Annotated in this window: 24 protein-coding genes; 12 read left to right on the plus strand and 12 right to left on the minus strand. The window is 66.5% G+C overall.

The genetic code is table 11. The features are described 5' to 3' along the window. The first annotated feature begins 6 nt into the window (after positions 1-6). The 11 genes from STARVERO_RS13505 (at position 7) to STARVERO_RS13555 (ending at position 11,827) form a co-directional block, all read left to right on the plus strand. Positions 7-996 carry an ABC transporter permease gene (locus tag STARVERO_RS13505; RefSeq protein ID WP_144344447.1) on the plus strand — a complete coding sequence of 330 codons (990 nt, stop codon included), beginning with the start codon at positions 7-9 and terminating at the stop codon, positions 994-996. Between the two features lie 39 nt (positions 997-1,035). After that, a complete protein-coding gene (otnK, locus tag STARVERO_RS13510; RefSeq protein ID WP_159599407.1) occupies positions 1,036-2,322 on the plus strand; it encodes a 3-oxo-tetronate kinase in 1,287 nt (428 codons plus the stop codon). Beyond that, entirely contained in the window at positions 2,319-2,984 is a 666-nt protein-coding gene (gene otnC, locus STARVERO_RS13515; RefSeq protein ID WP_159599409.1) for a 3-oxo-tetronate 4-phosphate decarboxylase, read from the plus strand. The genes otnK and otnC overlap by 4 nt, the downstream gene beginning before the upstream one ends. Positions 2,985-3,214: 230 nt before the next feature. Next, positions 3,215-4,663 carry an aldehyde dehydrogenase family protein gene (locus tag STARVERO_RS13520; protein ID WP_200837800.1) on the plus strand — a complete coding sequence of 483 codons (1,449 nt, stop codon included), beginning with the start codon at positions 3,215-3,217 and terminating at the stop codon, positions 4,661-4,663. Positions 4,664-4,723: 60 nt separating this feature from the next. Then, positions 4,724-5,728, plus strand: a complete 1,005-nt coding sequence (locus STARVERO_RS13525; RefSeq protein WP_159599411.1) for a TRAP transporter substrate-binding protein — start codon at positions 4,724-4,726, stop codon at positions 5,726-5,728. 7 nt (positions 5,729-5,735) lie between these two features. Further along, a complete protein-coding gene (locus STARVERO_RS13530) occupies positions 5,736-6,314 on the plus strand; it encodes a TRAP transporter small permease (RefSeq protein ID WP_159599413.1) in 579 nt (192 codons plus the stop codon). After that, complete coding sequence (locus STARVERO_RS13535; RefSeq protein ID WP_144344442.1) at positions 6,305-7,588, plus strand: TRAP transporter large permease; 1,284 nt, start codon at positions 6,305-6,307, stop codon at positions 7,586-7,588. The genes STARVERO_RS13530 and STARVERO_RS13535 overlap by 10 nt, the downstream gene beginning before the upstream one ends. A gap of 20 nt (positions 7,589-7,608) precedes the next feature. After that, on the plus strand, positions 7,609-8,730 hold the full coding sequence (locus STARVERO_RS13540; RefSeq protein ID WP_244616763.1) for a zinc-binding dehydrogenase: 1,122 nt from the start codon (positions 7,609-7,611) through the stop codon (positions 8,728-8,730). Between the two features lie 14 nt (positions 8,731-8,744). After that, entirely contained in the window at positions 8,745-9,947 is a 1,203-nt protein-coding gene (locus STARVERO_RS13545) for a CaiB/BaiF CoA transferase family protein (RefSeq protein ID WP_159599415.1), read from the plus strand. Continuing rightward, positions 9,947-10,852 (plus strand): HpcH/HpaI aldolase/citrate lyase family protein, encoded by a 906-nt coding sequence (locus STARVERO_RS13550; RefSeq protein ID WP_159599417.1) that lies wholly within the window; start codon positions 9,947-9,949, stop codon positions 10,850-10,852. The genes STARVERO_RS13545 and STARVERO_RS13550 overlap by 1 nt, the downstream gene beginning before the upstream one ends. A 15-nt stretch (positions 10,853-10,867) precedes the next feature. Then, complete coding sequence (locus tag STARVERO_RS13555; RefSeq protein ID WP_144344438.1) at positions 10,868-11,827, plus strand: LysR family transcriptional regulator; 960 nt, start codon at positions 10,868-10,870, stop codon at positions 11,825-11,827. Positions 11,828-11,938: 111 nt separating this feature from the next. Here the strand turns inward: STARVERO_RS13555 and STARVERO_RS13560 are convergent, their stop codons facing one another. The 10 genes from STARVERO_RS13560 to STARVERO_RS13605 all read right to left on the minus strand — a co-directional run bounded on the left by STARVERO_RS13560 (position 11,939) and on the right by STARVERO_RS13605 (position 22,410). Next, positions 11,939-13,057: a PLP-dependent cysteine synthase family protein gene (locus tag STARVERO_RS13560; RefSeq protein ID WP_200837802.1), complete on the minus strand. Its 1,119-nt coding sequence runs from the start codon at positions 13,055-13,057 to the stop codon at positions 11,939-11,941. A 220-nt stretch (positions 13,058-13,277) separates the two neighbouring features. Beyond that, entirely contained in the window at positions 13,278-14,978 is a 1,701-nt protein-coding gene (locus tag STARVERO_RS13565; protein WP_159599419.1) for an amidohydrolase, read from the minus strand. A 104-nt stretch (positions 14,979-15,082) separates the two neighbouring features. After that, positions 15,083-15,910 carry an ABC transporter permease gene (locus STARVERO_RS13570; protein WP_144344436.1) on the minus strand — a complete coding sequence of 276 codons (828 nt, stop codon included), beginning with the start codon at positions 15,908-15,910 and terminating at the stop codon, positions 15,083-15,085. Further along, on the minus strand, positions 15,907-16,707 hold the full coding sequence (locus STARVERO_RS13575; RefSeq protein WP_159599423.1) for an ABC transporter permease: 801 nt from the start codon (positions 16,705-16,707) through the stop codon (positions 15,907-15,909). Before STARVERO_RS13575 ends, STARVERO_RS13570 begins: the two co-directional genes overlap by 4 nt. Positions 16,708-16,766: 59 nt before the next feature. Continuing rightward, positions 16,767-17,843 (minus strand): ABC transporter ATP-binding protein, encoded by a 1,077-nt coding sequence (locus STARVERO_RS13580; RefSeq protein WP_159599425.1) that lies wholly within the window; start codon positions 17,841-17,843, stop codon positions 16,767-16,769. Positions 17,844-17,976: 133 nt separating this feature from the next. Next, entirely contained in the window at positions 17,977-19,074 is a 1,098-nt protein-coding gene (locus STARVERO_RS13585; RefSeq protein ID WP_159599427.1) for an ABC transporter substrate-binding protein, read from the minus strand. 75 nt (positions 19,075-19,149) lie between these two features. After that, entirely contained in the window at positions 19,150-19,527 is a 378-nt protein-coding gene (locus STARVERO_RS13590; protein ID WP_144344432.1) for a cupin domain-containing protein, read from the minus strand. A 53-nt stretch (positions 19,528-19,580) separates the two neighbouring features. After that, entirely contained in the window at positions 19,581-21,233 is a 1,653-nt protein-coding gene (locus STARVERO_RS13595) for a phytoene desaturase family protein (protein WP_244616764.1), read from the minus strand. Between the two features lie 12 nt (positions 21,234-21,245). Continuing rightward, positions 21,246-21,623 (minus strand): nuclear transport factor 2 family protein, encoded by a 378-nt coding sequence (locus STARVERO_RS13600; RefSeq protein WP_144344431.1) that lies wholly within the window; start codon positions 21,621-21,623, stop codon positions 21,246-21,248. Positions 21,624-21,636: 13 nt separating this feature from the next. Next, positions 21,637-22,410: an IclR family transcriptional regulator gene (locus STARVERO_RS13605; RefSeq protein WP_159599429.1), complete on the minus strand. Its 774-nt coding sequence runs from the start codon at positions 22,408-22,410 to the stop codon at positions 21,637-21,639. A gap of 138 nt (positions 22,411-22,548) precedes the next feature. Here STARVERO_RS13605 and STARVERO_RS13610 point away from each other — a divergent pair, with 138 nt between their 5' ends. After that, positions 22,549-23,988, plus strand: a complete 1,440-nt coding sequence (locus STARVERO_RS13610) for an NAD-dependent succinate-semialdehyde dehydrogenase (RefSeq protein WP_159599431.1) — start codon at positions 22,549-22,551, stop codon at positions 23,986-23,988. 78 nt (positions 23,989-24,066) lie between these two features. Here the strand turns inward: STARVERO_RS13610 and STARVERO_RS13615 are convergent, their stop codons facing one another. Further along, on the minus strand, positions 24,067-24,492 hold the full coding sequence (locus STARVERO_RS13615) for a GFA family protein (protein ID WP_144344428.1): 426 nt from the start codon (positions 24,490-24,492) through the stop codon (positions 24,067-24,069). A 58-nt stretch (positions 24,493-24,550) separates the two neighbouring features. After that, positions 24,551-25,738 carry an MFS transporter gene (locus STARVERO_RS13620; protein WP_159601778.1) on the minus strand — a complete coding sequence of 396 codons (1,188 nt, stop codon included), beginning with the start codon at positions 25,736-25,738 and terminating at the stop codon, positions 24,551-24,553. Positions 25,739-25,817: the final 79 nt, after the last annotated feature.

The raw sequence follows: 25,817 nt of genomic DNA on the forward strand, positions 1-25,817 counted from the left end.
ACACGCATGTCCTCCATGGTCGCGCATTCTTCCGGCAGCCGCCTGCAACACGCCCTGTCCTCGTGGGGGCTGCTCATCCTTCTCGTGGCACTGTTTCTGCTCTTCTCCGTGTTGAAGGGCGATACGTTCCTCACCAGCTTCACCTTCAATTCGCTGCTGAACTCGCGCTCGATCTACGCGCTGCTTGCCTTTGCCGTGATGATCCCGCTGGCGGCCAATCACTTCGACCTGTCGGTGGCGTCGGTTCTCGGTTTCGCGCAGGTTCTGGCGAACGGGCTGCAGACCCAGCAGGGGCTGTCCTGGCAGGTGGCCGCGCTGATCATCCTGGCCGGCGGGGCCCTGGTCGGCTGCATCAATGGGCTGCTGGTCAGCCGTGCGGGCATCAGTTCCTTCATCGCCACGCTCGGTTCGGGCACGGTGCTGCTGGGGCTGAACCAGTGGTACACCGGCGGCCAGCAGGTGATCGGCATCCTTCCCCCGGACTTCGTCGCTCTGTCGGGCATGCTCCCGGGCATCGGAATTCCGGTGGCGATCCTGTACGTGCTGGTCATTGCCCTCGTGCTCTGGATCGCCTTCGAATATTTGCCTGTGGGGCGGTATCTCTACATCATCGGCGACAATCCGCGCGCGGCGGTATTGATGGGCATCAATTCGCCCCTCTACGTGACCCTCGCCTTTACCGCGTCCGGCGTCATCGCCGCCTTCGCCGGCATTATTCTGCAGGCGCAGCTTCTCGTGGGACAGAGCACGGTGGGACAGGAGATGCTGTTGCCGGCCTTCACCGGCGCCCTCCTTGGCGTCACCTCGGTGCGGCCGGGGCGCGCGAATGTCGGAGGCACGCTTCTCGCCGTCGCCGTCCTCGCCGTCGCCGTCACCGGGCTCAGCCAGCTTGGCGCGCCTTTCTTCGTCGAGCCCCTGTTCAACGGGACGATGCTGATCGCGACGGTCGGTCTGGCCGAATATGCGCGCCGCCGCCGCGCGCGTCAGAATCGTTGATGCTAAGCCGGCACCCCTTGTCTGTACCGGAGGGAACGAATGCTCCTGGGCGTTATTGCGGATGATTTCACCGGGGCGAGCGACATCGCCAACACCATCGCCAAGGGTATCGCCCCGGAAGGGGGCCTGCGCACGGTGCAGTATCTCGGGGTGCCGGCGGCGCCCGCGGCCGCGGATGTCGAAGCCGGCGTCATCTCGCTGAAGAGCCGTTCCATTCCGGCGGCGGAAGCGGTCGCGCAATCGCTCGCCGCGCTGGACTGGCTGCTGGCGCAAGGCTGCCGGCAGATCGTCTTCAAATACTGCTCGACATTCGATTCCACGCCGGAGGGCAATATCGGCCCCGTCGGCGTGGCCCTGGCGCGGCGGCTGGACGTGAGGGGCGTGATCGCCTGCCCCGCCTTTCCGGATGCGGGGCGCAGCGTCTACATGGGCCATCTCTTCGTCGGGAACCGGCTGCTCAATGAATCGGGCATGGAGCATCACCCGCTCAATCCGATGACCGACCCTGACCTGCGGCGCTGGCTGGCCCGGCAGGGCACCGGGCCGGTCGGGCTGATAGACTGGCCCACGCTCCAGCGCGGAACCGTGGCGACGCGTGCGGCGCTCGACGCGGCGGCGGCGCGCGGCGAGCAGCTGGTCATCGCCGATGCCATCCGCAACGACGACCTTCTCGCCCTGGCCGAAGCCTGCGCGGACGCTCGGCTGCTGACGGGCGGTTCGGGTATCGCCCTTGGCCTGCCGCGCAACTTCATCCGCCGGGGAGCCGCGCATGGCGGCACCCCCGACGTCCATGGGATCGGGGGTCCCGAGGCCATCCTCGTCGGCAGCTGTTCACGGGCGACCCGCGCGCAGATCGAGCGTCATCGCGCGAGCCACCCGGTATTTGCCATCGATGTCGATCAGGTGATGGAGGGACGCCTCACCGTGCAGGATATCGTGGCGTTCATCCGCGCCAATCGCGATACCGCGCCGCTGGCCTACTCCTCGTCGGACCCGGACCAGGTCGCCGCCCTGCAGAAGAAATACGGACGCGAAACGGTTGCCCATACGCTCGATGCGCTGTTTGCCTCGGCGGCGAAGGAGCTTTTCGAGAGCGGCACCCGGCGCATCGTCGTGGGAGGCGGAGAGACCTCGGGAGCCGTGGTTTCGGCGCTGGGCATCACATCCTTCCGCATCGGCCCGGAGATCGATCCCGGCGTCCCGGTGCTGGTGAGCGAGGCTGGAGCGGGGCTCGGCATGGCGCTCAAATCGGGCAATTTCGGTGCCGAGGACTTTTTCGCCAAGGCGCTCGACGCGATCTCCGGCACGGGAGCAGATGCACGATGAGCGAGAAAGCGGCGCGTCAATCCCTCGTTCGCCTGTCGCGCACTCTCTTCGAGCGCGGCTATTCCGTGGGTTCAGCCGGCAATATCAGCGTGGCGATCGAGGATGGGCTGCTGATCACGCCAACCAATGCATGCCTTGGCTTCCTTGAAGAAGAGCGCATCTGCAAGCTCGATCACCAGGGACGCCATCTGTCCGGCGATCTCCCCTCGAAAGAGATCTTCCTGCACCGGGCCTTCTACGCGACGCGGCCGTCCACCGGGGCGGTGGTGCACCTGCATTCCACTTACGCAACGGTCCTGTCCTGCCTTCCCGATATCGACCCGGAGAACTGCATCGCGCCGCTGACGCCCTATGTGGTGATGCGGGTCGGGAAGGTGCGGCTGCTTCCCTATGTACGCCCGGGCGATCCGGCCATGGGCGAGATGATCCGGGAGCTGGAAGGAAGGCACGCCGCCGTCCTTCTGGCCAATCACGGTTCGGTTGTCGCCGGCAAGGATCTCGAAAGCGCGGTCTACGCGGCCGAGGAACTCGAGGAGACGGCAAAGCTGCTCTTCCTGCTGCAAGACCGGCAGCCTCGGCTGCTCACGCCGGAACAGGTCGACGAACTGGTTCGGCGTAATCCGCTGAATGCCCGGTCACGGACCGATGAGCCTCGCGGATGATCGGGACATACTGATCTCCCGGCAGGCCAGCGACCTCGATGGTGCTGGGAGCTTCGTCAACCGGAGCGGCCGGGGGCGAGCCCGCCCGCCGCCCGGTTCGCTTCGGCCTCCTCTCCCGAGTCGGCGGCGAGCATTCGGAAAACCCGAACGGAACTTATGGTTTTTCGGCATTGTCGAAGGCCGGCCAATCGTAGGAGCATCCCCGCAAACGCAAAAAAGGAGTGCGGAGGATGCCGATGGGGCGCGACGAGATTTTCATTGATGGCCGCTGGGTGAAGCCGGCCTCGGGCGCCACGCTCGGCGTGATCGATCCGAGCACCGGCGAAACCATCGGGCGCATCGCGCGCGGCGGCGCCGCCGACATCGATCGCGCCGTCGCCGCCGCCCGCCTCGCTTTCGAGACGGCCTGGGGCTCCATGGCGGCCCTGGAGCGTGGACGGCTGCTCAGCCGGCTCGGCCTGCTGATCCTCGACCGGCTGGAGGAGCTCGCGGAGATCGAGGCCGCGGATACCGGCAAGCCGATGAAGCTCGCCCGGAACGACATCCGCGTCACCGCCCGCTACTTCGAATATTACGGCGGCGCCGCCGACAAGATCCATGGCGACACCATTCCCTTCCTGCCGGGCTACCAGGTGATGGTGCTGCGCGAACCGCGCGGCGTCACCGGGCACATCATCCCGTGGAACTATCCGGCCTCGATGTTCGGGCGCACGCTCGGCGCCTCACTCGCCGCCGGCAACGCGGCCATCCTCAAGCCCGCCGAGGAAGCCTCGCTCTCCTGCCTGCGCTTCACGGAGCTCACCGAGGAGATCGGGTTCCCGGCCGGCGTCATCAATGTCGTCACCGGCCTCGGCGAGGAGGCGGGCGCCGCCCTCTCCAGCCATGCCGGGATCGATTTCCTCTCCTTCACCGGCTCGCCGGAAGTCGGCACGCTGGTGCAGACGGCGGCGGCGAGGAACCATGTTCCGTGCGTTCTGGAGCTTGGAGGCAAGTCGCCGCAGATCGTGTTCGCCGACGCCGATCAGGACCGGGCGTGCGAGGTCATCATCGGCGCCATCGTGCAGAATGCCGGGCAGACCTGCTCGGCCGGCTCGCGCGTGCTCATCGAGCGGTCGATCTACGAGCCCTTCATGCGCAAGCTCGCCGACCGCATGGGGTCGATGAAGGTCGGCTTCCCCGGCCAGGACCTCGATTGCGGACCGGTCATCAATGCGGTCCAGCGCGACCGCGTGATGAGCTTCCTCGACCGCGCCGCGCGCGACGGGATCGAGGTGGCCGCGCAGGGGCAGATCCACCCCGAGGCCAGCAAGGCCGGCTATTTCGTGCCGCCGACCCTGTTCGGCCTCGTGCCGCGCGCGCATGAGCTGGCGCGCGAGGAGGTGTTCGGCCCGGTGTTGGCGGCCCTGCCGTTCGACGACGAGGACGACGTGCTGCGCCTCGCCAACGGAACCGATTACGGCCTCATCGCGGGCGTGTGGACCCGCGACGGCGGCCGTCAGATGCGGATGGCCAAGGGCATCCGCGCCGGCCAGATCTACATCAACGGCTATGGGGCCGGCGGCGGCATCGAATTGCCGTTCGGCGGTTTCCGCAAGAGCGGCCACGGTCGCGAGAAGGGTTTCGAGGCCCTGAAGGAATACACCGTCGCCAAAACGGTGGTGATCGATCACAACACCTGAAAAATCCGACGTCTTCCCATCAAAAACAAAACGAAGACGTCCGTTTCCCGGGAGGAAACCATGAAGAAGCTTGTTCTCGCTGCCCTCGCGGCCGCATCCATCATCGCTGTCTCGTCGCCGGCACTGGCTCAGAAGGCCCGTCTCGGCCACGTCTTCGCGCAGGGCAACGCCGCCGACGAGGCGAGCCAGATCTTCGCGCGGCTCGTCAAGGAACGCACCAACGGCGAGATCGACATCACCGTGTTCCCGAACAGCCAGATCGGCGGCGACGAGGCGCTGGGGCGCGATCTCAGCCGGGGTTCGGTGGAATTCGCCTTCCTGAACATCGGCTCGCTGACCGGCCTCGATCCGCTGCTCGACATCCACTACCTCCCCTACATCGCGACGAATACCCAGGAGGTCGACAAGATCTTCTACAACCCGAAGGGGATCCTCCAGCGCACGCTGGGCGAGACGCTCGCCAAGCACAACATGGTGGCGCTCGCCTATTTCGAGCTCGACTTCCGCGCCGTGACCAATTCCAAGCATCCGGTGCGTACGGTCGAGGACCTGAAGGACCTCAAGGTCCGCGTGCCGGGCTCGGCTTCCATCCGCAGCTTCTTCGAGGCGGCGGGCTCGCAGGCGGTCACCATGCCCATGCCCAACCTCTTCGTCGCCTTGCAGCAGGGCACCGTGGACGGCCAGGACAACGGCGCCAGCATCGTCTTCAATTCGCGCCTGTTCGAAGCCCAGAAATACATGACGCTGACCAACCACGTCTACGCGATGGGAGCGATCACCGTCAGCAAGCGCTTCTGGGACCGGCTGAGCGAGGAGCAGCGCAAGATCGTCAAGCAGTCCGCCGAGGAAGCGGCGCAGGAAGGCATCGCCCGCAACCGCGCCGCCAATGCCGCCTTCCTCGAGAAGATCAAGGTGGGCGGCGTCGAGGTTGTCACCCCGACACCGGAAGCCATGGCCGAGTTCGCCCGTATCGGCCAGGTCGGCTGGCAGAAGCTGGAGGCGGTCTACGGCGCGGAGCGCATCGCCGAGCTCAAGAAGGAAATCGCCGCGGCGCGCGGCGAGTGAGGCGGCGATGGCCTATGACGAGACGACGTCGATGAGCGGCGGGAAAGCCGGCGCGGCGACCTGGCGTAGCGGCAGCCCCGTGCTCGGCGCGCTCATGCGAGGCGAACTCGTGCTCGCCCGCATGGAAAACATGGTGGTGATCACGGCGATGGTCGTGGCCATCGCCGCGGTCGCGATGTCGGTCGCGATCCGCACCTTCAACCTGCCGATCGCCGACACCGGAGAATGGGCGATGGTCGCCATGTCGCCGCTGACCTTCATCGGCGGCGCGCTGTGCAGCCATCTGCACCGTCACCTGACGGCGGATATCGTCGAGATGCTGCCGCCCGGTCTCCTGCGGCGCAGCCTCGATGCGATCGCGGCCATACTGTGCCTCGTCTTCGGCCTGTTCTTCATCGTCCTCGCCTGGGACCTGTTCGACTACGCCTGGTCCTCGGGCGAGCGCCTCATCGACCGCGACACGCCGGTCGCCATTCCTGCCGGCTTCGTGCTGGCCGGGGCGGTCCTCATGACCTTCCACTCGATGCTCGACATCTGGCGCGCGCTCGAGGGGCGCGAACCCGGAGGATACGATCCATGGCGCTGACCTTCGGCCTCATGGCCCTTTTCCTGGTCCTCGGCGCGCCGCTCGCCGTCACCTTCGGTCTGGTCATCTTCCTGCAGATGGGTGCCTTCGGGCTGTCCATCTCCGGCTTGAGCAACATCCCCTATGAGGAGATTTCCAGCTATCCGCTGGTGGCCATTCCCCTCTTCATGCTGACCGGCGAGCTGATGAACCGCAGCGGCATGGCGGGAGAGCTGATCGCGCTGGCCGACCTGCTGCTGCGCCGCATCCGGGCCGCCTTCGGCTACATCACCGTGGCCGCCTCGGCGATGATGGGAGCCATCACCGGCTCCTCGGTCGCCACGGTGGCCGCCATCGGCGGCATCGTCAGCCCGGCCATGGCCGAGCGCGGCTATCCCAAGGGATACATCGCCTCGCTCACCTCTTCGGCCGGGCTGCTCGGGGTGCTGGTGCCGCCCTCGATCCCGTTGATCCTCTACGGCGCGACGGTCGGCGTGTCGATTTCGCAGCTGTTCCTCGCCACGCTGGCGCCGGCCCTGCTCATGAGCGTGCTGTTCCTCGTCGTGCACAACGCGCTGTCGCGCCGCCTGCTCAAGGGGGGCGTCGAGAGCCGCCCGGAAGGCGGCGACACGCTCACCGCCGGGAAATCCAAGCGGACCATCTGGCTGGAGGCCGCCTCGGCGCTGCTGCTGCCAGTCGTCATTCTCGGCGGCATCTACGGGGGGCTGATGACGCCCACCGAGGCGGCGGCGATCGGGTGCCTGTATGCGGTCGGGGTATCGCTGCTGCGCCGGCTGCTCGGCAGCGGGGACTTCGCGCGCTCCTTCCGTTCGGCGGCCATCACCGGCTCGGGCATCCTGATCGTCATCGCCATGACCGGCATCTTCAACCGCGCCATGGTGCTGAACCAGGTGCCGCAGGACATCGCCATGTGGGTGGCGACCTACATCGAGAGCCCGGTAGCCTTCCTCCTGATGGTCAACGTCGTCCTCCTGCTGGTCGGCACCTTCATGGAGACCAATGCCTCGATCCTGCTGATGGGGCCGCTGCTGGCCCCGGCGGCGGAGAAGTTCGGCATCGATCCCGTGCATTTCGGCATCATCACCGCGACCAATCTGGAAATCGGCCTGCTGACGCCGCCCATGGCGGCCAATCTCTACGTGGCGGCGCGGGCAGCCAACGCCCGGCTCGCCGACATGCTCCCCTATCTCGGATGGTTCTTCGGCGCGGCGCTGCTCGGTCAGGCGATCATCACCTTCGTGCCGTTCGTGACCCTCTGGTTCCGTTACCTCTAGACGTGTGTGACCCAATGCTGATGAAGGGTGAAACCAAGCTTCCCGACTTCTCGCGCGCGGCGGTGGTCCGCCAGTTCGGGCAGCCGGTGAAGATCGAATGCGTGCCGGTTCCCTCGGGCCCCGAGCCCGGCGCCCTGATCGTGAAGACCACGGCCTGCTCGATCTGCGGTACCGACGTGCATCTGTCGCGCGGCAACCTGTCTCTGGCGGTCGACCTGCCGGTGATCCTCGGCCACGAGATGGTCGGGCGCGTGGTCGCCATCGGCGAGGGTGCCGAGCGCGACAGCGTCGGGCAGGAACTCGCCATCGGCGACCGCATCCTGTGGACGCATACGGCCTGCGGGCATTGCTTCTACTGCACCATCGCCCGCCAGCCGACGCTGTGCGAGAACCGCCGCGCCTATATGTACGAGAACATCGAAAAGCCGCCCTATCTGCTCGGCGGGTTCTCCGAATACGGCTATGTGCTGCCGGAATCGGGCCGCGTGCGCGTGCCGGACAACCTCGACGACGGCGTCGCCAGCCTGTGCAGCTGCGCCTTCCGGTCGGTGATGAACGCCTTCGACAATCTCGGCGGCATCGAGCCGTCCGAGCATGTGGCGATCCAGGGTGCCGGGCCGCTCGGCGTGCTGGCGGCGGCCGTCGCCCGCGTCAACGGCGCGCGCACGGTCAGCGTCATCGGCGCGCCGGAGGCCCGGCTGGCGCTCGCCCGCGACTTCGGGGCCACGCACACCTTCACCATCGAGGGCACGACCCATGAAGAGCGCCTCGCGGCCGTGCGCGAGATCACGGACGGGCGCGGCCCGGATATCGTGATGGAGTTCACCGGTCATCCCGGCGCCTTCGCCGAAGGCCTCGACCTGGTGCGCAAGGGCGGGCGCTATCTCACCGTGGGGCAGCTCGGCAGCGGCACGGCGACCTTCAGCCCTTCCACGATCGTGAAGAAGAACATCCGTGTCATCGGCTCCTTTTCCGGCGACGTGAAATCCTACTGGAAGGCGCTGCAGTTCGCCTCCGCCCATATCGACCGCATCCCCTTCGGCAAGATGATCACCGGCCGCTACAGCCTCGACGAGGTCAACACGGCGCTGGAGCGCATGCATGCGCTGCAGGAGATCAAGCCGCTCATCGTGATGGATTGAGGAGGAGGTTGCCCATGCCCCGGACCATTCCTTTCACGCCCGATGGGCGCGGCCCGCTCGACGGCGTGCGCGTGATCGACCTGTCCCGCCTCGTCGCCGGCAACATGACGACGCATGTGCTGGCCGACTACGGCGCCGATGTCATCAAGATCGAGCGCCCCGGCAAAGGGGACGACCTCAGGAGCTGGCGCGTCGAGGGCGTCGAGGTGTTCTGGAAGGTCTATGCCCGCAACAAGCGGAGCGTCGCGCTCGACATCCACGACCCCGATGGGCGCGAGATGCTGCTGCGCCTCGTCGATACGGCGCAGGTGCTCGTCGAGAACTTCGTGCCGGGCACGCTGGAGCGCTGGGGGCTCGGCCCGGAGGAACTGCTCGCCCGCAACCCCAAGCTGGTGATCCTGCGCGTCTCGGGCTGGGGGCAGACGGGCCCCTGGCGGCTGCGCCCGGGCTTCGGCACGCTGGTCGAGGCGATGTCGGGCTGGGCCTTCATGAACGGGCATGCCGACAAGCCGCCGACGCTGCCGCCGCTCGCCATGGCGGACATGGTGGCCGGCCTGTACGGCACGGCGGCGATCCTCGCGGCGCTGCGGGCGGTCGAGCAGGGCGACGCGCCCGGGCAGGTTCTCGACCTCTCGCTGTTCGAGCCGATCCACTCGCTGATCGGCGCCGAGGCGGCCCAGATCCGCCTCACGGGCGCGCCGACGCCGCGTGCCGGAAACCAGTCGTCGCACACCGCGCCGCGCAACGTGTACGAATGCGCGGACGGCGCCTATGTCGCGCTGTCGGGCTCGATGCAGTCCATGGCCGAGCGGATCTTCGACACGATCGGCCGACCCGAGCTCAAGACCGACCCGCGCTTCGTCGACAACGCGGCGCGCGTGGCCCATCGCGACGAGCTCGATGCCATCATCGCCGCTTTTATCGCCGGCCGTAGCCAGGCCGAGAATCTCGCCCTGTTCGAAGCCGCCGGCGTGACCGTCGGACCGGTGTGCTCGGTAATGGACCTTCTGGACCATCCCTTCGTCGAGGGACGGGAGGCGATCGTCGAGATCCCGGACCGCGAGCTCGGCTCGGTGCCGATGCACAACATCATTCCCCGCTTTTCCGCCACGCCGGCCCCGTTCCGCCGGCCCGCCCCCGACATCGGCGAGCACACCGAGGAACTCCGCCGGGAGCTCGGCATGGCGACACCCAAGCAGCCGGCAGAGGTTTCCTGATGACCCGTTCCCCATCGGCATGGCGCTCCATGCTGTTCGTGCCCGTGCTCAACGAGCGCTTCCTCGCCCGTGCCGCCGAGCGGGACGCCGACTGCATCCAGCTCGATCTGGAGGATGCCATCCCGCCCGGCCAGAAGGAGGAGGCCCGCCGCGCCGTCATGCCGGTGGCCGCTCGTCTCGCCGGACAGGGGCTCGACGTCGTGGTGCGGATCAACCGCCCCTGGCGGCAGGCGACGGCCGATATCGAAGCCTCGATCTGCCCCCATGTCTGCTGTCTCACCCTGCCGAAGGTTCCCGACGCCTCGCATGTGCGGGCCATCGCCGAAATCATCGACGAGCTGGAGCGCGAGCGGGGGATGGCGCCGGGCCATACCCGGCTGGTGGTCATGATCGAGACCGCCGAGGGCCTGCTCAACATGGCGGCCATCGCCGCCGCCCATCCGCGCGTGGCCGGCATGATCGTCGGCGCCGAGGACCTCGCCGTGTCGCTCGGCGCCTCGCCGACCTACGATACGCTGTACATTCACAACGCCCAGGCGGTCGTCGCCGCCCGCAACGCCGGCATCCAGCCGATCGGCTTCGTCGGCACGGTCGCCGACTATGCCGACGAGGCGAAGTTCCGCCGGACCATCGAGCAGGCGCGGGAAATGGGCTTCACCGGCGGCTTCTGCATCCATCCCAGCCAGGTGCCGATCCTCAACGAGGTATTCGCGCCCTCCAAGGGCGAGATCGAATGGGCGCAGGGTGCGCTGGAGGCTTTCGAGCAGGCCCTGGCCGACGGCCGCGGCGCCGTTACCTTTCGCGGTGCGATGGTCGACCTGCCGGTGGCCGATCGCGCGCGGTCGATCCTTGCCCGCGCCGCCGGCCTGGCCGATATGAGGGCACAGAGAGCGCGAGTGGCGTAACGGGCGTGGAGCGGCATGGACCTTCGTGATCTGCGAGCCTTCGTAGCGATCGCCGAGACCGGCTCGCTCGCCGCCGCCGCGAAGGTGCTGCACAGCAGCCCGCCGTCGCTGAGCGTGCGGCTGAAGGATCTCGAGGACGAACTCGGCACGACGCTGTTCGAACGCCGGGCGCGGGGGCTCACGCTCACCGAGCAGGGACGGGAATTCCTCTCCCATGCCTACGCCATCCTCAAGCAGGCGGAGGACGCCAAGGCGAGCATGCTCAGCCGCGAGAAGCCCCCCGTCGGTGCCGTGCGCTTCGGCGTGCCCGGTTCGCTGGTCGGGCTGCTGACGGCGCAGCTCATCGAGACCTGCCTCGAGCGCTTCCCGCAGGTTCGTCTGCGCGTGGTCGAGAGCATGTCCGGCTACATTGCGAGCTGGCTGCGTGAGGGCACGCTCGACGCCGCCGTGGTGTTTGGCGGCGGCGCCGCGACCGACCGCAGCGCCTCGCTGCGCCCCATCGCCGAGGAGGAACTCTACATCGCGACGTATGATCGGGCGGTCGTCGCTCCCTTCCTGAACGAGAGGGACGAGATCCGCATGCGCGACGTCCAGCACCTGAAGCTGGTGATGCCGGGGCCCGAACATGGCCTCAGGGTGCTTGTGGAAGCGACGGCGCGGCGTCACGCCATCCCGCTGAACATCGGCATGGAGGTCGACGCCTCGCCGCAGATATTCGAACTCGTCCGGCGCGGGCACGGAGCGACGATCTGCTCCCTGGCGGCCCGTCATCCCGGATCGATCTCGAGCCTGGCGGGCAAGGCGCCCATCCATACGTTCCGCATCGTCGATCCGGGCTTCCGCCGCACGGTCCATCTGGCGACGCCGCTCAACAGGCCATCCTCGCGGGCCACGATGGCGGTCGCCGAGGTGGCGGTGGAGACGCTGCTTTCGCTCGCCGCCACGGATGAGTGGAAGGCCCGGCGCCTGCGGTAGCCTCCCTCCGGCGCGGGTTTGCCGGCGCCTTGCGCCGGAAGCACTCCCCGTCCGAACCGGCAGGCCATCGCCATGGCGGACGATGGCCCGGAACGACGCCGCGGCCTGAACTCAGAGGGGGAGGCTTCCCCTGCCCGTCAGGAAGCTCTCCAGCTGCGCCATGGGGGCCGCGATCCCGATGCCGCGTCCGGCGAGCCAGGCGTCATCGTAGAGGGTGGAGGCGTAACGGTCGCCGGAGTCGCACAGAATGGAGACGATCGACCCCTGCTCTCCCGCGGCCGCCATCTCCTCCGCCAGTCGCAGGGCGGCGTAGACGTTGGTTCCCGTCGAGCCGCCACAGCGGCGGCCGAGCATGTCGCTGATGACGCGCATCGACGCGACGGACAGCGTGTCCGGGACGGTGATCATCCGATCGACGACCTCGGGAATGAACGACGGCTCGACGCGCGGGCGGCCGATGCCCTCGATGACGGAACGGCAGCGATCCACCTCCAGGACCGATCGATCCTGATAGTGCCGATGGAACACCGATTCCGTGGGGTCGGCGACGCACAGCCGGGTCGTGTGGCGCTGGTAGCGGATGTAGCGCCCGATCGTTGCCGAGGTGCCCCCGGTCCCGGCACCGGTGACGATCCAGCGGGGCACCGGATCGGGCTCCTGCGACATCTGGCTGAAGATCGATTCCGCGATGTTGTTGTTGCCGCGCCAGTCCGTCGCCCGCTCAGCGAAGGTGAACTGGTCGATGTACAGGCCCCCCGCCCCGCGGGCGAGTTCCGCAGCCTCGCCGTAGACCGTCTTGGGATCATCGACGAGATGGCAGCGGCCACCCTGGAACTCGATGGCGGCGATCTTCTCCGGTGAGGTGGTTCGCGGCATCACCGCCACGAAATCAAGGCCGATAAGCCGGGCGAAATAGGCTTCCGACACGGCGGTCGACCCGCTGGATGCCTCGACGACAAGGGTCTGCGGCCCGATCCAGCCATTGCACAGCGCGTAGAGAAAGAGCGAGCGCGCCAGCCGGTGCTTGAGACTTCCGGTCGGGTGGCTCGACTCGTCCTTGAGATAGAGCGTGATCCCCGGCAAGGCCGGAAGCGGCACGCGGATGAGATGCGTGTCGGCGGAACGGTTGATGTCTGCCTCGATCCGCTGGATGGCGGTGCACAGCCAGTCACGCGGCTGCGTGTTGGAATGACATGCCGGGTGGGACGAGACTTGGGTGAGGTTCGTCATTTCAGACCCTCGGGCTACAGGCCGGATGATGCTTGTGAAATTCATGGCTTGGCCACGTTTGCCTGCGCCACGGGCCGCTTTGTCGGCGCACGGCAGAAGGCGCCCAAGAGGCCGCCCCGGGGAGCGGGAAACGTGAGTCCCGCCCGCCATGGCCAGCTCAGAACGAACAGCCATGGCGGGTGCTTCCCCGGGCTCGCACGAAAGGCCGTGTCGACAGGCTTCACGCGGGTATGTGGGCTTCCTTTGCGGCGACCTCGTGTGCGTCCCGTGCGAACACCTGTTCGCCGCCGATCCATGTCTGGTTCGGCATCATATCGCGCAGCGTGTCCGTCGGAACCGTCAGCGGATTTTCATCGAATACGACGAAGTCGGCGAACTTGCCCGGCTCAAGGGACCCGATCTCGTGCTCGCGTCCGATCGAGCGCGCGGCAAAGCGGGTGTACATCCGCAGCGAGGTCATGACGTCGAGGTTCTCACCGTCCGTGAGCGTCTCGCCATTGTTCATCTCGCGCGCCACCATGGCCCAGATGCCGAACATGGGAACGTGCTGCTTCGGGTGAATGCCGATCGCATCCGAGTTGCCGGGGATGGCGAATTTCTGGTCCATCACCATCCGGCGCATCGGGAAGAGATCGGCGCCGCGCACCGGACCCAGGTTCTTACGATAGCCCGCGGCCGTGGTGTAGATGAACGGAGGCTGCGGCACCGGCAGCACGCCCAGATCGGCGAAGCGCTTGGCGCGCTCGTCCGTCCAGAGGCAGTTGCCGGCGTGCTCAATACGGTGGAATGCGCCGTTCGCGGCCTTGCGCTCAGGCAACGTCGCGAAGGCGTCGAGCACGACGTCCTGCGCCAGATCGCCGATCGCATGGACACAGATCTGATAGCCTGCGCCATGCAGCTTCTTGACGATCTCCGAGAACTCCTCGGGCTCGAAGGACAGGTCGCCCTTCAGATTGCTGTCCCAATAGGGCTCGTACATCGCCGCGGCGCGGGAGGTCAGGCCGCCATCGATGAACATCTTCATCCCGCCGAGCTTCAGTCGGCTCGGATCGGCTTCGGCGAAGCGCTCGCCGAGGCGGCCGGAGACAGCGTCCTCCAGCGGGCAGACGGACGGAACCTTCGGATAGAGCGCGACGCGGATCTTCAGATCCTTGCGCCGCTCCATCTCCAGATAGGCGTCGATGCCGCCGCGGAACAGCGTGAACTCGGTGATCGCCGTGATGCCGTTCTCGAGAAAGCTTGCCTGGGCATTGGCGAGGGCGGGGCCGACTTCCTCATAGGGCCAGTCCGGCGCGTTCAGGGCGTGCCACATGTCGTTGGACACGCCGTTCGGAACACCGTCCGCGGTGCGCTCCAGATAGCCGCCGTCGGAGTCGGGCGTATTCTCGTCCACGCCCAGAACCTCAAGGGCCTTGGAGTTGAAGACATTGATGTGGAAGCTGAACCGGACCACGATCGGATGCTCGGTGCTGGCACGGTCGAGATCCCAGCGATTGGGATAGCGGCCTTCGGCGATGTGCTGGTTCTGATAGTGCATGCCCTGGCCGAGGATCCATTTCCCCGCCGGCAAGGTCGCGGCCTTCTCGGCAAGGCGCTCGACCATATCGTCGATGGACGTCACGAGCGGCGGCTTGACGTTGACGGCGATGTTCCAGCCATAGGCGATCATTTCCATATGGGTATGGGCATCGATCAGGCCGGGAACCACGGTCTTGCCGCCCATGTCCACGATCGCGGCACCCCTCGCCTGCTCCTCGGAAGGGTCGACCGCGACGATCCGGCCGCCGTCGATCAGCAGGGAACCGGCCGTGGTCTCGGCATCGTCCATGGTCAGGATGGTCGCGTTGGTGACGAGGATCTTCCCGCTCGGCACGCCGCTCACCCCCGCAGCTTTCAGGTCGGCGATATCTGGGTTGCTCATGAGTCAGTTCTCCTTGGGCCATACCCTGCCGGGATGTCTCCGGTGCAGTGGCCTGATTGGATGGATGAGTGCGCGGGCGCCCGACGCGCCCGCGGGGAGCTGCGTCAGCCTTTGCTGAGAACGGTCCGGATGCCGATGAAGCGCTCGACCAGCAGCACGAGGACAAGCGCGGTGAGCGAGCCAAGGCTGGCCACGGCGTACAGGCCTGGTGTGTTGGAGACCTCGGCGCTGCCGAACAGATAGACGGGGAAGGTGGTCATCTTGGATCCGGCGAGGAACATCGTCACCGCGACATCCTCGAAGGACATGATGAAACTCATGAACATGCCGGCGATGATGCCGGGCCGCATCAGCGGAACGATCACCCGGAACAGCGTCGTCAGCGAGCCCGCCCCAAGCCCGGCCGCGGCCTCGTCATACTGGCCGCTGAGCGCCGAAAGACGGGCGATGGTCGGCACGAGCACGAAGGGGAAGGTGTAGATCGTGTGGGCGATCAGCAGCCCCACGAAGGTGCCGACCAGCGGAACGGAAAGCGCGCCCTGCCAGAAGTAGAAGTACTGAAGGATGGCGACGCCGAGAATGATCGCGGGAAACTGCAGCGGGCTGCGCAGCGCCGCCTCGATCAGCGCCCTGCCCGGCAGCGTGCTCTTCACCATCGCGATCGCCGCCGGCACGCAGAGCAACGCCGACAGCGTCGCGCAGCAGAGGCCGAGTACGAGGCTTCGCAGGAACGTGTCGACGGCCACCGGGGGGATCTGCATGTAGGAGACCAGCGACCAGTCCCGCGGCGGAAAGATCACCGTCGTCGAGTTGAACGAGACGATCACGACCACGAAGAGCGGCATCACCAGAAAGGCCACGGCCAGCACGGTCAGCGCGTGCATCGCGCAACAGAGCACCGTATCCACAACACGTGAGATCATGTTCTTCATGACGACGATCCCCTCGCCCGGACGTTGCGGCGCCAGTGGGTCAGCAGAAGGACGACGATCGCGACGGCGCTGATCATCGCCACCAGCATGACCGACAGCGTCGCGGCGTAGCCGAAATCGAAAAGCACCTGCGATGCCTGCTGGATCTGGATCGCGATCACATCGACGCGCCCGCCGCCGAGCAGGACCGGGGTGGTGAAATAGGCGGCGGTCGCCATGATCGCGATCAGCCCCACCGGAACGGCGTTCATCCAGGTCATCGGCAGGTGAACGGTCAGAAAGGTTTTCCAGCGCGGCGCGCCAAGCCCGATCGCCGCCCGCTCGAAATCACGCGGCAAGGCCTCGATCACCGGAATGAGCCCGACCATCACCACCGGAACCTGGATGTGGATCATCCCGATCGCGACCGCGGTGAAGTTGTTGATGAGCTGCAGCGGTTGCGAAATCAGGCCGATGGCGACCAGCGCGTTGTTGATGGGGCCCTCGAACCCGAGCAGCACGCGCCAGCCCAGAGCCCGGGCGATGGTGCTGGTGAAGAGCGACGCGATGGCGGCGACGAAGATGATCCTGCCGATGACGGCATTCCGCCGCACGACCTGGAAAGCCAGGAGATAGCCCAGGACGAGCGAGACGACGCCGGTCAGAACGCTCAGAAGAAGCGTGGCCGACAACGACCGGAGCACGGAGGGCGAATGCAGCGCGTCCGTGAAGTTGTGAAGCGACAGGCTGGACGCGCCGCCCGCACCAACGACGAGGCTGCCCCAAAGGAAGTGCAGCACCGGGTAGGCGAAGAACACGACGAAGAACAGGGCAAGCGGGACGATCCCCAGCCTGAACAGGGAGGATGTGCCGGGGATCATCGCCGGCCCTCCGGGAGATCCGCCGGGAGCAGGCGCGCATCCTGCGGCTGGAAGCTGACGAAGAGGTCGGCGCCTTCCTCGAACACGGCATGCCGGTGCTGGACCGCAAGCAGGGAGCCCAGACCCGAGGCCTCCAGCCGCAAATGGGTGTTCACGCCATAGAACATGCGCTTCACCACCTTGGCCGGCAGCGCGCCGGGCCCGGCGCTCGGCGTGCAGGTGATGTCTTCCGGGCGCAGCGACACATAGCCGGCATTGGCGCCCGGCAGACTGCCCTCCACCTCGAACTCATGGCCGGTATTCGTCATCCGGACCCGCGCCCTGTTGCCGTCGCGTGTCAGCACCTCGACGGGCAGCAGGTTGGTGGTCCCCAGGAATTCGGCGGTGAAGGCCGTCTTCGGCGCGTGGTAGAGCCGCCAGGGATCACCGGCGTCGACGATCGCGCCGCCGCGCATGACGATGATCCGGTCGGACATCGCCATGGCCTCGCGCTGATCATGGGTCACGAGAACCGTGGTGAGCTGCAGCTCCTGCTGCAGCGCCCGGATCTCCTCCTGCGCCCGCTCGCGCAGCTTGGTATCGAGCGCGCCCATCGGCTCGTCGAGCAGCAGCATGGTCGGGCGGATGACGATCGCGCGCGCCAGCGCCACGCGCTGCTGCTGACCACCGCTGAGCTCGAACGGGTAGCGATCGAGATAGGTGTCCATCTGCACCATCGCGAGGGCCTCGATGGCCCGCCGGCGGCGCTCCGCCTTGGGAACACCCCGGGTCCGCAGCCCGAACTCGACGTTCTCGACCGTGGTCAAATGGGGAAAGAGCACGAAATTCTGGAACACCATGCCGATGTCCCGGAACTGGGGAGGGATGGAGGTGATGTCCTTGCCGTCGATCCGCAGCGATCCGCCGGTCGGCTTCAGATAGCCGCCGATGGCGCGCAGCAGAGACGTCTTGCCGGACCCGGAAGGGCCGAGCAGGGACACCAGTTCCCCCTTCTCGATCGTCAGGTTGAGGTTGTCGATCGCAACCCAGCCGCCATAGGCGATCTTCAGGGAGTCGATCTCAAGTCTGCTCATTGCCACGCCTCGTCGGATGCGCTTGTTGCTAGGGTCGCCAAAACGTTCGGGTGGCGTGCGTTGCAAGTCTTCGAGCCGAAGCCGGCAACGGACGGCGGAGCCCAGGGGCCGGCCGTTGCCGCTCAGGAGGGCGTCAGCGAAGAATGCCCGCCCACTGCGTGGTCCATTCGCGCAAATTGGCGAGGAAGGCCGGGTAGTCGGGCTGGAACAGCTGGGAAGGATCCTTGATGATCCATTCAGCGGACGACGGATCGGCGGCCATCACGGCGTCGATCGCATAGGACGTCGGCGGCGTACCGGCGATGAACATGAAGAGCGGAATCGAGTCCTTGGCGGCTTCGTCCGACAGGAACTCGTTCATCATCAGCTCGACCAGCTCCTTCTTGGGCGAGTTCGCCACAAGAACGAGGTTGTCCGGGTTGATCAGGTCGGAATAGGTCTTGCCGCCCGAGGTGATGGTCCAGCTGGCATAGGCGACCGGGATGCCCTGCTTTTTCAGCGCGAGGCAGCGGCCCTGGTTGTTGCCGACCGTCAGCCAGACGTCGCCCGCCGACATCGCCGCGTCCATGTCGCCCGACGAGTTGAAGAACCCGTAGGCCTTCACCTGCGAAGACAGCTTCTCGATGCTGGCGGACACGTCGCCGTAACTGCCGCCCGCCGATATCGCGATCGCCGGAGCGTTGATCAACCACTGCGCCGCCGTCGTCGAGGGGAACATCACGCGTCCCGCCAGACCCGGATTTGACCAGACACCGATGTCGTTGGGCGCACCGAGCTTCAGCTGCTCGAACTTGTCGGTCCGGTAGCAGTTGCCGTAACGATACGCCATGCTGGGGATGCCCGACTTGATCTGCAGGCTCTCCGGCACCTTCTTCATGTTGGGGATCTTCGCCGGATCGACCGTGCCGACGACACCTTCCTGGACACCGCGGGCAAGATTCGCGGAATCCATGAGCATCACGTCGATGTCCGGCGAGCCGCCGGAAGCCCGGATGCGCGTGATGTTCTTCGACGGGCTGGAGGGAATCCAGTTGATGGTAACGCCCGTGCGCTCGGTAAAGTACTTGCCGAAGCTCGCGGCCCATTTGTCATTGAACGCACTTGAGTATCCCGCGAAGGAGATGCTCTGACCCGCGAAGCGACGGATATCGCCCGCGTCCTGCGCCAGCGCGCCATGGGTGGCGCTGAGCATCAGCGCCACAGACAGTCCGCACAGGCGAAGCCTCGCCATCGAAAGGTCAGAAGAATATTTCTTGTCGTTCATTGATCTATTCCGCTTCCCTGCTGGTGCTTTCGCACGGTTTTACTAAGTGCCGTACTCCTCGTCGGTCACGGCGCCCTGCCAGTCGACGTTGCCGAAATGCAGGGCGATCTGCGTGACAAGACCGGTTTCGCTGGCGCCGTGCCAATGCTCGACCCCCGGTTCGGTCCAGACGACATCGCCCGGATTGAGGATGACGCGCTCGCCGCCCCGCTCCTGGATCCAGCCCTCGCCGGAAATCGTGTAGATGAACTGCCCGCCTTCATGGGTGTGCCAGTGGGTGCGGGCGCCCGGCGGGAACATGATGTTGATCGCCCGCGCATTGCCGGCGTTGAGCAGGATGTCGGACCACACATCGCCCGTATTGGTCGCCGACCGAAGACCGGACGGCTCACCGTTCCGAATGGCTTTTCCGTGATACATACTTGAATCCTCTACATTTTCCGTCGAGGCCATCAGGCCCTCAGACGGCCGAACTAGTGTGCCGGATGGAATTCGCCGAGCATCTTCCGGCTGGCGTTGTAGCCCGTCAGTCCGCTCATGAAGTTGCCGGGCCAGTTGCCGACGCCGCACATGAAGAGGCCCTCGATCGGGGTCGTGTAGTTCGAGCATCCCGGCATGGGGCGCGCGTCGAAGATGCGTCCGGGCACGATGTCGCCATGGGCACCGTTGCCTTCGGCCATGCCGTAATTCCGCTCGAGGTCGACAGGCGTGTAGACGCTGATGCCCTCGATGATGTCCTTGATGTTGCCGATGTTCCGGCTGAGCGTCTCGACGACGGCATTGCCGAGCGCGTCGCGCTGGTCGTCCCAGCTTCCCTCGGCCAGGTGGTAGGGCGTGCCGCGCACGCTCAGGCTCATGAAGTGGCAGCCCGGCGGGGTCATGTCGGGATCCGCGGCAGACGACACGACACCCGAAATCGTCACATGCGGCGACCAGCGGCCCATGGTGGCTTCGTTGTAGCTCTCCTGAAGCACGTCGATGCTGGGAACCACGCGGAAGTTCGTGCCGAGAAACTGGGTGTTTTCCTCGTCGTTCCGCGCGCGGTTGAAACGCGGCGTGCCCTTGAGGGCGAGGTGCACCTTGGAGGACGAGCCATGCATGCTCAGCTTCCTGGCCCGCTCCTCGATCTCGGGCGGCAGCTGGTTCGCCGGCACCAGCTTGGTCAGCACCGTCTTCGGGTTGATGTTGGCCAGCACGCGCGTGGCCTCGATCTCCTCGCCGCTTTCCAGCACGACGCCCTTCACCTTGCCATTGTCGCAGAGAAGCTCGCGCACCGGGGATTCAAGGCGGATCTCGACGCCCAGGCTCTCATTGGCCCGGGCCATGGCCTGCGTGACGGCGCCCACGCCGCCGATCGGCGACGCGTTCTTCATCATCAGCTCGTTGCTCTCGAAGACCACGCCGCTGCGACGCATCGATTCTTCCTGCAGCGGCCGCTGCAGCAATATGTAGCCGCTGCCCGGCGTGCGAGGGCCGACGAGATTGGTCGCCATGGCGGTGCCGGCCAGAAACGCCTTCAGCCACGGCGATTTCAGGTGGCGGTCCAGCACGTCGCCGACGCTGCCGAACATGACGAGATTGAAGGCTTCCTTGTCGGCGGGCTCCTTGAACCGCGCCGCGACCTCTTCCAGCGAGGGCGCGGGGTCGTAGAACGACACGCCCATCTTCCTCGCCACGTTCTGATAGAACTGCATCACGTCGGCGAAGCCCTGCATGTCGCCGGGCTCGGCAAGACGCTCCATCTCGGCGCGCCGACGCTCGCGCTCCGGCCACATGACCAGCGCATCGCCATTGGAAAACAGGGTCAGCGAGTTGAGCGCGGGATGCGTCAGCTTCAGCCCGTGCTTTTCCAGCTCCATATCGCCGGCGATGCGCGGATCGAGGCTGTGGCAGGAATTGGCGATGCTGCTGCCGCGGTAGCCCGGGAAGACTTCCTCGGTGATGCAGGTGCCGCCGACCTGGTAGCTCCGCTCCAGCATCAGCACCTTCAACCCCGCCCGCGCGAGATAGAAACCCGCGACAAGCCCGCTATGGCCGGCGCCAACGATAATCACGTCATATTTCGACATTTCGTCCGTCTCGATCTCGGCCGGTGCCGCCGGCGCGGCGACAACGCGAAGGGTCAAAAACTCGATTGATCACAACGGCCTGATGGTGCGGGAGGCGATCCGCCAGCCCATCGGGGTCTTCTTCAGAACGTCGGTGTATTCAGCCGCGGCCATCGACTTGTCGGCCCGCTGGGACAAGGCCTTGCACAGCGCCTTGACGGTTCCGTCCTCATTGCCGGACAGCAGAAGATTGGTGATGTGGTGGCTGAGGGACGGGGCCGGAAAATTCTCGAACGCCGTCTTCAGCTCGTCCAGCCCGGTGGCGGTGAGGCGTCCCGGGTTGCTGAACTGGATGTCGTCGGCAAAAACCTCGCCCATCCGGCCGTATTCTTTGGAATCGAGGATATAGGCGACCTTGTTGAGGATGTCCGTGATATCGATCCGGTCGATATCGGCAATGCGAGCCATGTCGTTACTTCCGTCATTTTCTGGGAGTCTCGGAAAACTCGGCGGCGACGCGCTTGGTCGCCTCGATCGCGGCGGTCAGGGCTTCCTCGCCGAAACGGTGATCGGGGATGACGGCGGCAAGGGCGCCGACCAGATTGCCCCGGATGAAGACCGGAGCCGCGACCGACCAGGAGCCGCCGGTGGATTCATGATGGCTGAAGCCGTAGCCCTGCGTCCGGGTCTGGGCCAATTCCGCCTTCAGCTCCTCGACCGTCCGGTCCCGCTGGCCGGGGATTTCGAAGCTCTGCATGTCTCCGAGAATGTCGTCGACGGCCTCATCCGTGCTGTAGGCGAGCAGCACCTTGCCCGCGGAGCCGCGGTAAATCTTGCCCTTCTCGCCGGTCAGCCGGACACGCCGGACCAATTGGCTGGACTCGGCCGAGTCGATGCAAAGGCGGTCATCGCCAAACCGCACGAAGAAGGCGGAGGTCTCGTCCAGCTCGGCACGGAGGGCGGTGGTCGATTCCGCCGCCAGCATCCGCAGCGGCGCCCACCGGTCCGTCTCATGCAGCAGCGTGGTCAGGGCCAGCCCCGCGACATAGCGGTTATTGCTCCCCTGAGCGACGAAGCCGTGGGCGACAAGCGTCCCGAGCAGGCGCGACGCCGTGCTCACGCTGATGTTCGCCGCGGCCGCCATCTCGGAAAGGTTTTTGCCCTTTCGATCCAGCGCCGAGAGCAAGGCGAGTGCGCGGGCCACCGAGCGTACGCCCGACTTGTCTTCACTGCCCAGCTTGTCTTCATTTTCCATTTGGCGAAAACCCATTTTCATTTTTTACGCTAAGTGCCGAGCCGCTGCCTTGTCAACCGATTTCCTCTCTGCGAAAAGTGGATTCCGTAGAATGGTAACTTTCGACCAGAACCTGCCTCTCAGCGGAGCAGAACCGGCATGCTCGACTATCCCGACACGAAACTCCTGATCGACGGATCCTGGTCGGACTCCTCCACAGGGAAAACCATCGAGGTCGTGAACCCCGCGACCGAAGCCGTCATCGGCCGGGTCGCCCATGCGGGCCGGGACGAGCTCGACCGGGCGCTTGCGGCCACCGCCCGCGGTTTTGCCGTCTGGTCGGCGACCTCGGCCTTCGAGCGCTCGAAACGGATGCGCAAGGCGGCCGACCTGGTACGTGAACGCGCGGATAGGATCGCCGCGATCATGACCCTGGAACAGGGCAAGCCGCTCGCCCAGTCAAAGGCGGAGGCGCTGGGCGCCGCCGACACCATCGACTGGCTGGCCGAGGAGGCGCGGCGCGCATATGGCCGGGTCATTCCCGCCCGGGGCGCCGGAATCACCCAGCTCGCGCTCAAGACCCCCGTCGGGCCGGTGGCGGCCTTCACGCCGTGGAATTTCCCGATCAGCCAGATCGTGCGCAAGCTCTCTGCGGCTCTGGCGGCCGGGTGCTCGATCATCGTCAAGGCGCCGGAAGAGACGCCGGCCTCGCCGGCCGAACTCATCCGCTGCTTCCTTGACGCCGGCCTGCCGGCCGGGGTGGTCGGCCTCGTCTATGGCAATCCCGCCGAGATTTCCGAGTACCTGATCGCCCATCCGACGATCCGCAAGATTTCCTTCACCGGCTCGACGCCGGTCGGGAAGCATCTGGCGGCACGCGCGGGCGCGTACATGAAGCGCGCGACGATGGAACTCGGAGGCCATGCGCCCGCCATCGTCATGGAAGACGCCGATCTCGACCTCGCCATTCCGCAACTCGTGGCCCAGAAGCTGCGAAACGCCGGTCAGGTCTGCGTCTCGCCCACGCGCTTCCTCGTTCAGGAGAGCGTCGCCGACAGATTTGTCGACGGCTTCGTCGAGGCGGCCGGCAATGTGGTGGTCGGCGATGGATCCGAGCCGGGCGTCGAAATGGGCCCGCTCGCCAACGGGCGCCGCGTCCTCGCCCTCGAGGCGATGATCGCCGACGCCGTCGAGCGCGGTGCCAAGGTCGCCCTCGGCGGGCGGCGGATCGGCAACAAGGGCTACTTCTTCCAGCCTACCGTGCTGACCGATGTCCCGACCGACGCCGCGATCATGAATGACGAGCCCTTCGGCCCCGTCGCGATCATCAACCGCTACGGCTCGCGCGACGCGATCATCGCCGAGGCCAACCGCTTGCCGTTCGGGCTCGCCTCCTACGCCTACACGCGCTCCGCCGCACATCAGGAAGCGCTGAAATCGGTGCGGGCGGGAATGATGTCCGTGAACCATCTCGGCCTCGGCATACCCGAACTGCCCTTCGGCGGCGTCATGGATTCGGGTTACGGCTCCGAGGGAGGCTCCGAGGCGATCGAAGCCTATCTCGATACCCGCCTGTTCACGGCGGCCAATCCCCCGTGAGCTGAAAAACCGCCGCGAACGGAGACGATGGTGCCGGCGCCTTTACGCCGCCGTGCAGGACCTGGGGATCCGCGACGGTCAGCCTGCCGGAATGAAACGCAGGGTGCCGGCCCGGCGCGTCGGCTTTCCGGTGTCGCTGGTGTGGTTGACGCCATCCATGACGGGCACCTCGAAGAAATCGAACGGGCTTGTTCCGTCAAGGCAGGCGACGTTGACAGCGTACAGGCTCTGATCGGATCGTCGTTGATGGTGGGTGTAAATCCCGCAGCGTGAACAGAAGAAGTGCCGCGCCGCTCCGCTATGGAAGCGGTAGGTCGTCAGCATCTCCTCGCCCTCGAGGATCCGGACCCCGCCCATTTCGGCCATCACGACGACCGCACCGCGCATGCGGCAATAGGAGCAGGTACAGCGTCGGATCGAGTTGAAGCCGTCGCTGAGCGCCACCTCGAAGCGCACGGCTCCACAATGGCACCGGCCAGACCGGACATTCGTTTTGCTTGCCATGTCGTTCCCTGTCGAATCCTCACGCGGCGCGGGCATGTCGAGGTGCGACGGTCGCCGCTCACCGCCTTGCCAGCCGCGGCCCGAGGGCAAGGGCGAGCGGCAGATTGACGAGCGCCGCGGCGGCGGTCCCCAGCGTCGCGACGACCGGCCCGGCCTGATCGCCCACCGCGCCGAACAGCAGCGGCGACAGCGCCCCGGAGCCAATCACGCCCGTATAGAAGATGGCGAAGGCGCGCTCGGTCCGGTCAGCCGGCGCCAGTTCCGGCACGGTGCCGTAGAGCACCGAGGAGGTGCCGTTCAAGGTGAGCCCCAGCAGCGGCAGGAAGATGAGCAGCGGCACGAGCGGCAGAAGGGCGGCAAGCGCGATCATGAGGGCCGTAAGCCCCTCGGTGCACAGGGTGACGGTGACGACGCCCCAGCGCTGGGCGAGCCAGCCGCAGGCGAGCTTACCCGCCGCGCCGCCCAGGAAGACGAAGGCGAGCGCCGCTCCGATGAGCGGCTGTGACGCGCCCTTCAGCTGCAGCAGAAACGGCAGGAAGGTCAGGAACCCCATGCGCACGCCAGTGTCGATCACCCCGATGGCCAGCAGCAGCGGGAAACCGGTACCGTCGCGCTGCAGGGTCGCGCGTCCCGAGGCGGCCGGCGGCGGCGCCGCTTCGATCCTGGGCATTAACAGCGTGAGCAGGGCGGCGACCGCGATCCCCGCCAGCGCGAGCAGCCACAGCGACGGCCGCCACGGCGCGACCGACAGGCCGAAGGATAGCGCGGCCGGAATGATGGCCTTCCCGAGGTCGCCGCTGAAATTATAGGTGCCGAGTGGCCCGCGCGCGGCGGCCCCATAGGCGCGCGACACCGCGCTGGAGGCGATCGGATGCTGGACACTGGAACCGGCACCGGAGACCAGCAGCGCGGCGTAGAGCCCCATCGCGCCGCCGCTGAAGCCGGCGAGGGCATAGCCCGCCGCGGCAAGCACCGTCCCGAGGATCAGCACTGCCCGGCCACCGACATGATCGGCGAGCCAGCTCGCGGGCACCTGCAGGATGGCCATGGCTCCGGCATAGAGGCCGCGCAGCAGGGCCAGCGCGACATAGTCGAGCCCGAACTCGGCCCGCCAGACCGGGAGGAGGACGTAGATCGCGTCCGTGTACCCATCGTGCAGGGCATGGGCGAGGCCGGAGAGGACCAAAGTGCGCCGGCGGGTCCGTGGCGCCGGCGACAGCGCTGACGGTTCGGCGGAAGGGACGATGCTTGCTGAATTTGTCACATGGGCACTGTGCGCCTGCTAGAATGCAGGGCGCAAACGACTAATTCGGCCCTCCGATGTC

The sequence above is a fragment of the Starkeya nomas genome, from assembly GCF_902703545.1.
In the GTDB taxonomy this organism is placed as follows: domain Bacteria; phylum Pseudomonadota; class Alphaproteobacteria; order Rhizobiales; family Xanthobacteraceae; genus Ancylobacter; species Ancylobacter moscoviensis.